This window comes from Kitasatospora sp. NPDC054939 (assembly GCF_053610105.1).
The window spans coordinates 1-6,132 of sequence record NZ_JBSGXP010000246.1 but is presented as its reverse complement, the minus strand read 5'-3'; the positions used below and the strand labels follow the sequence as shown (position 1 = coordinate 6,132).

The following is a 6,132-nucleotide window of genomic DNA, read 5'->3' as shown; positions in this document are numbered from 1 at the left end:
AACGTCACCCGCTCCCGCCTGGGACGACTCGTTCGTCAGGGACTCCTCGACCAACCCGGACGCGGCCGCTACCAGAAACGGACTTAACGTCCTCTTAGATGAGATTGCGAACCTCTGGCACGCCTCGCCGGCGTGCCGTTTCCACCTGGCTTGCGGCGATCGTCTTCGTTTCCACCGCAGCTGCTGCAACCACGGTGTCCCAGATGCCGGCCCACGCGATCGCCACGGCCGTCCCCCTCGGAACGGCGGACAGCTTTGCGGTCCTGGGCGGCCAGTCGGTCACCAACACCGGGCCCTCCGCCATCACCGGCGACCTCGGCGTCAGTCCCGGGACCTCCATCACCGGCTTTCCGCCCGGCCTGGTGGACGGCGCCATCCACCAGGCGGATGCGGTCGCTCTCCAAGCGCAGAGCGACCTGACCGTCGCCTACAACAACGCGGCCAGCCAGGCCACGGATGTCGCCCTCACCTCCCCGGGAGACCTGGGCGGGCTGACGCTCGATCCGGGGGTCTACACCGCCTCGTCCTCCATCAATCTCACCGGTACCCTCACCCTGGACGCCCATGGTGACCCGAACGCCGTGTGGGTGTTCCAGGTCGGCTCCACGCTCATCACCGCATCCGCCAGCCAGGTGCTCCTGGTCAACGGCGCCTCGCCCTGCAACGTCTTCTGGCAGGTCGGCAGCTCGGCCACCCTCGGTTCCAACACCGCCTTCGTCGGCAACATCCTGGCCCTCACGTCGATCGGCGCGAACACCGCTGCGACCCTCGACGGCCGGGCGCTGGCCCGCAACGGCTCCGTCACACTGGACACCAACCGAATCACCCGGCCCGAGTGTGCGGCAGGCACCACCGGGGGTACCACCGGCGGCGTTCTGGGAGGCGTGGTCGCCGGCACCACCACCGGTGCGACGACCAACGGCACCACCGGCGGCGTCCTGGGAGGCGTGGTCGCCGGCACCACCACCGGCGCCACGACCAGCGGCACCACGGGCGGCGTGATCGCCGGCACCACAGGTGGCGTGCTCGGTGGCCTGATCGCCGGCACCACAGGTGGCACTGTCACCGGCGGCACCGTCGGTGGTGCCACCGGAGCCACTACCGGTGGCGGAAACGGCGGCGGTCACGGTGGCCATGGCGGTCATGACGGTCATGGCGGTCACGGTGGCCATGACGGCCACGGTGGTCATGGTGGTCATGGCGGTCACGGTGGCCATGACGGCCACGGTGGTCATGGTGGTCATGGCGGTCATGGTGGCGGCCACGGCGAGAACTGTGAGCACGTCGGCCACGAGGACCATGTTGGTCACGGGGATCACGGCGGCCACGGAGATGACGTGTGTCCGTGCGACGACAGCTGGCGCGCGCCCGTGAGCTCGTAGCCGGTTCGGTTCCGGAGGCGCTCGCGCAGTAGCCCCCGGACTGGTGGCGCACGGCAGATCGCACGAACACTGCCGCGCGCCACCCAATCCCAGTCCCGGCCGGTCCCGCCGGGCACGACACCGGGTCACCTTCCCTGCACCGGCCGGAAGGACTCCCTCGACGCCCGCCCGCATCGGCACGACAGATCCGGGCCCGCGCCCATCCGCATGCCGACTCGCGACACCTCGCGAACAAGCGGGAGACCGCTCACCGGCCCGACACAACCGTCCGGACACGGCCCAGGCCGTCGGGAAAGCAACGCCAAGGGAGCAGCAGTCAAAGTGGTAACCCGGACAGGACGCACAGCGGGTGACGCAGAACCCGTGGAACCCCAGGAAACGAGCCGGCAGCCGACCGACACGTCTGCCCCCGTCCATTCTCCACCGGCCTCCCCGCCGTCCACTCCGGCCCCAAGCGCCCAAGCCGGCCGAACGCCCACCCGCGCGGGAGCCGCCAGGGTCGCCGCCGCTCTGTGCCTGTCGGTTTCGCTCCTCCACGTTGTACTGATGTTTCTCTACGTAGCGCCCCCCAACCAGATCTCCCAGCGCTACAGCCGACAGATCAACGCGTGGATCTACCCGCTGTTCGAGCAGAACTGGCGGCTCTTCGCTCCGGATCCGCAGTCCGTCGACTGGCAGATCTCCGCGAGAACCGTGAAGACCTCCGCTGGCGGACATCGTGAGGTCAGCGACTGGTTCGACCTGACCGCAGTGGACGAATCCGATGTCAAGCACAATGTCTTCCCCAGCCACACGACGCAGAACATGCTGCGCCGGTCATGGACCGCCTACCTCGAAGTCCACGGAGGCGACGACAAGCCCCGCTCCGAGCGGGCCGTGATGGTGCAGAAGTACCTCAGCAACATCGCGGTGCAGCGGCTCGCCGACCACCAGCACCACACATTCGACGCCGTCCAGCTACGGGTCACCACTCGGCCGATTCCAGCACCCGCCCCAGCCGGCGGCTCCCGCCCGGCGGCGGCATCAGTCGACACCAGGTACCTGCCCTGGTGGAAGGTGGCACCCGATGGAAACTGAGCAGACCCCACCGACACGGCCGCCGCTGCCCCGCACACCCTCCGAGGCCGGCCACGCAGCCGCCGAGCGGGCACTGGCCCTGATCCGGGCACAGGGCAGGACCCTGACCGGCCGACCGGTGTCCCTGTACGCGGCGGCGGTGCTGCGCATCGGCTACGGGCTGCTCTACATGGCCTTCCTGCTCCGCGAGTTCCCCCACCGCGACGAGATCTGGGGCCCCGGATCGCCGTGGACGCCTGCCCTGGCGACACAGTTGTTCGAACAGACCGGCTGGTACAGCATCCTGACGCTGTCCGACAGCCAGGCGTACTTCGAGGCCTGCTACGTGGCGGCTCTCCTCACGTGTGCACTGTTCGTCCTGGGCTGGCGGACCAGGGTGGTGGCGATCCTGTTCGCAGGGATGGTGGCCTCGTTCCACGCACGGGCCATCTTCATGACGGACGGAGGAGACAACCTCATCCTCCTCATGGCCGTCTACCTCGCCCTCACCGCCTGCGGCAGACGCTGGTCCCTCGACGCGCGCAGGATGCGACTCCTCGCCCCTGACACGGCGAAGCGGCCCGCGCCCGCGGCAACACTCCTGCGACGGAACGCACTCAACTCCGCACGAGAGCTGTTGAGTACGGTGGTGCACAACTGCGCCATGCTCGTCATCGCTGCCCAGGTCTGCATCGTGTACGGATCCGCCGGCCTGTACAAGGTTCAGGGCGGTCTGTGGGGAAACGGCACCGCCCTCCACTACGTGGTGAATCTCGACCTGTTCCGCCCCTGGCCGGTGCTGTCACTCATCGTCGACAGCCACCCGATGCTGATCACCACCGCCACCTATCTGACGGTCCTGCTGCAAGTGGCGTTCCCGTTCGTCCTGTTCGGCAGGCTCAAGTACGTCGTCCTCGCGATGCTGCTCGGGATGCACGTAGGCATCGCCGTCCTCATGGGCCTCCCCCTCTTCTCCGGCGCCATGATCGTCGCGGATGCCGTGTTCCTCCCGGACCGCTTCTACACCGCCGTCGGACAGCTGGGGAGACACGCCTTCCGACGCCCGCGAGGCCTGGACGTCACCTCCGGAGCCAGGACCCTCGCCCTACCGCCGCAGCCTGATCCGGCGGCAACGCCTACGAGAGAACGGTCGCAGCCATGAGTGGCGGCTTGAAGAACACCCCAGGCGATGCAGGACCGGTGCTGGCATACGACGGGGACTGCGGATTCTGCCAGGCAACGATCGACCTGATCCGTCGAACGGCCGGGCCACGGATCAACGCGGTGCCGTGGCAGGCTCTGCCCGAGCAGCTCACCGCCCCACACCGGGCACGGCTCGACAAAGAGGTGCTCCTCCTCCACAACGGCGCGGTCAGTGCGGGCGGGGCCGACGCACTGGCCCGCCTGGTCGGATCCTCCCCGACCCGCAGGTACCAGATCGCCGCAGCAGCAGCCACCCTGCCCGGCGTACGGGCCTGCGCACGCCGGCTCTACACCCTCATGGCGCAGAACAGGCGACGCATGCCCGGCGCTACCGCATCCTGCGCCAGGCGCCACCCATGAGACGGCTCGCGGTAGAGACTGGCCAGGGCATCGTGGCCGGTTCGGTCCACCATGGTGCCGCCGACCCGCGGTCTTGGTCGTCGGAGGCTGCGGGGAGCAGCATCAGCACCGTGCCAGTCGCTTCGGGGCTGCGGCGGTCGAACGGCCGGTCGCCGCCTTCGGCGGCGTCGCGGTAGGCGAGGACGGACAGGGCGCGTCCGGCGGCGAACGGGGGCAGGAACCGGTCGAGGTCGCTGTCCGGCTCGTGGAACCCGGCGTGGTCGGTGAGCGCGCTGAACGGGCCGGGCTGGTGCGCCATTGCGGTGTCCTCGGCGTGGCTGTCGGCTACGTCTGGGCCTTCGCTTCACTCACCGCCTCGCCCGGCGCCCGCGCCCACTACGACCGCCGACGCAAGGCCGGCGACCGCCACAGCTCCGCCCAGCGCAACCTCTACAACCGACTCCTCGGCTGCCTCCACCACTGCCTCGCCACCGGCACGCCTTACAGCGAGAACACCGCCCTCCCGGCTACGCCCAAGATCGGATGTCTTGTCCGCGGTCTGACCCCACCCCTTGTCTGACCCCTTGACCAGCCCCCTTGTCCTGCCCGGTTTGCCCAGGACAACCACCTTGTCCTCCCGGTTTGTCCGTGACCGGGATCACCCGTTATCCGGGTACTACCTCATGTACAGGGGCGCGTACGGGTTCAAATGCAGAGGTTCCCCGGCGTGCCATGATGTCGGGTTCATGAAGCGGGTCACCCTTCGCTCGGGCGTGGTGAAAGGAGCGAAAGACGACCCGTCTCTATGGTCCTGCAGACGGGGCTTGGATGGACCTACATCGTCCACTCCCGCCAAAGCTCCTACCTCAACGGAGAGTTGACCTCGCCGAGATCGTTAGCGCGACACAAGGAAGTGGACCTCACGGGGCCTGACCTCCAGGTCGCTCAGGCCGTCGGGCGTCGCGCCCATCTCGCGGGCGACGTCGGCCGTCGCCCGGAAGGCGTCCTCGGACTCGAAAGCGCCGGTGGTGACGACGGCGTCGCCGTCCGGCGTGGCCCAGACCCCGACGGACAGAAAGCCGGGCTGCCGCCGCATCGCCTCGGCGACCTGGTGGCACTCGGCGACGAACTCTTCGACGTGCTCGGGGGCCGGGTAGTGGAAGGCAACGAAACCGAATGACATGACGGTGTCCTCTCTCGGGTTGTACGATGCCGTACAACACGAGGCTAGACCTGTTGTACGGCTCCGTACAACAGGTCTGACAGGGTGAGGTGGGCCACAGATGGGCGCATTGCGCACACCGCGCGAGAAGTGGGTCGAGGAGGGACTGCGGGCGCTGGCCGCGGGCGGTGTGGAGGCGGTGCGTGTCGAGGCCCTCGCCAAGGCGTTGGGGGTGACCAAGGGCGGCTTCTACGGGTACTTCGCCGACCGCGACGCACTGCTGGCCGAGATGCTGGACACCTGGGAGCGCGAGAGCGTCGACGATGTGATCGACCAGGTCGAGCGGGAAGGCCGTGACGCGCGGGACAAGGTCCGCCTGGCCGGACGGCTCACCTTCTCCAGCGACCGACTGCTGCCCATCGACCTGGCCGTTCGCGACTGGGCCCGCCGCGAGCCCACCGTCGCCGAACGCCTGCGCCGCGTGGACAACAAGCGCATTCAGCTGGCCCGCGACGCGATCGGCACCTTCTGCGCCGACCCCGACGAGGTCGAGGCTCGCGCTCTGCTCGCCTTCTGCGCGGCCATCGGCAGTCACTTCCTCGCCGCCGACCACCCCGGCACCACCCGCGCCCTGGTCATCGCCCGCGCCGCCGACATCATCCTCGACGTCCCGCATGGCAACCCTGGGACGTAATCCCTTCCCAGGCACCTGGCAACCACCGAAAGCGCCGGGGTGCTCGTGATGTGCCAAGCCACGTTGAGACGATGAGGCGCGCTGCCGAACCCCAGCCCATCGGCGGATGCCGAAAAGCATCAGCACGTGACTTCATCGAGACCGCTTGGCCAGACCGCCTCGGCCGACGCATGCCCGATGCCCGTTGGACAATGATCGCCAAGCGGTGTCTTCGAGGGCATCGTCGACAGTGAGGCCGCCGTGCGGGAGAGTGGTCTGGAGTGGACGATCAGCAGGCCGGGCTGGTTCGCGCAGAA

7 protein-coding genes and 1 pseudogene are annotated in these 6,132 nt (G+C 68.7%); 6 read left to right on the top strand and 2 right to left on the bottom strand.

The window, feature by feature from the left end:
* The first annotated feature begins 98 nt into the window (after window positions 1–98).
* From ACWGB8_RS37415 to ACWGB8_RS37400, 4 genes are all read left to right on the top strand, one after another.
* Complete coding sequence (locus tag ACWGB8_RS37415; RefSeq protein ID WP_452218128.1) at window positions 99–1,382, top strand: ice-binding family protein; 1,284 nt, start codon at window positions 99–101, stop codon at window positions 1,380–1,382.
* A 546-nt stretch (window positions 1,383–1,928) separates the two neighbouring features.
* On the top strand, window positions 1,929–2,459 hold the full coding sequence (locus ACWGB8_RS37410; RefSeq protein ID WP_452218127.1) for a DUF5819 family protein: 531 nt from the start codon (window positions 1,929–1,931) through the stop codon (window positions 2,457–2,459).
* A complete protein-coding gene (locus ACWGB8_RS37405) occupies window positions 2,449–3,600 on the top strand; it encodes an HTTM domain-containing protein (RefSeq protein WP_452218126.1) in 1,152 nt (383 codons plus the stop codon). Before ACWGB8_RS37410 ends, ACWGB8_RS37405 begins: the two co-directional genes overlap by 11 nt.
* Window positions 3,597–4,001 carry a thiol-disulfide oxidoreductase DCC family protein gene (locus ACWGB8_RS37400; protein WP_452218125.1) on the top strand — a complete coding sequence of 135 codons (405 nt, stop codon included), beginning with the start codon at window positions 3,597–3,599 and terminating at the stop codon, window positions 3,999–4,001. The genes ACWGB8_RS37405 and ACWGB8_RS37400 overlap by 4 nt, the downstream gene beginning before the upstream one ends.
* Here ACWGB8_RS37400 and ACWGB8_RS37395 read toward each other — a convergent pair.
* A complete protein-coding gene (locus ACWGB8_RS37395; protein ID WP_452218124.1) occupies window positions 3,970–4,299 on the bottom strand; it encodes a hypothetical protein in 330 nt (109 codons plus the stop codon). The two genes, ACWGB8_RS37400 and ACWGB8_RS37395, sit on opposite strands and share 32 nt — an antisense overlap.
* Before the next feature lie 18 nt (window positions 4,300–4,317).
* Here ACWGB8_RS37395 and ACWGB8_RS37390 point away from each other — a divergent pair.
* A pseudogene (locus ACWGB8_RS37390) lies at window positions 4,318–4,560 on the top strand (hypothetical protein); the annotation flags it as partial.
* 315 nt (window positions 4,561–4,875) lie between these two features.
* On the opposite strand, the gene ACWGB8_RS37385 reads toward ACWGB8_RS37390, so the two are convergent.
* On the bottom strand, window positions 4,876–5,163 hold the full coding sequence (locus ACWGB8_RS37385) for an antibiotic biosynthesis monooxygenase family protein (protein ID WP_452218123.1): 288 nt from the start codon (window positions 5,161–5,163) through the stop codon (window positions 4,876–4,878).
* A 100-nt stretch (window positions 5,164–5,263) separates the two neighbouring features.
* Between ACWGB8_RS37385 and ACWGB8_RS37380 the strand changes: the two genes are divergently transcribed.
* The gene (locus ACWGB8_RS37380) at window positions 5,264–5,836 is read left to right on the top strand and encodes a TetR/AcrR family transcriptional regulator (protein ID WP_452218122.1); all 573 of its coding nucleotides are present in this window, start codon (window positions 5,264–5,266) and stop codon (window positions 5,834–5,836) included.
* Window positions 5,837–6,132 lie beyond the last annotated feature (296 nt).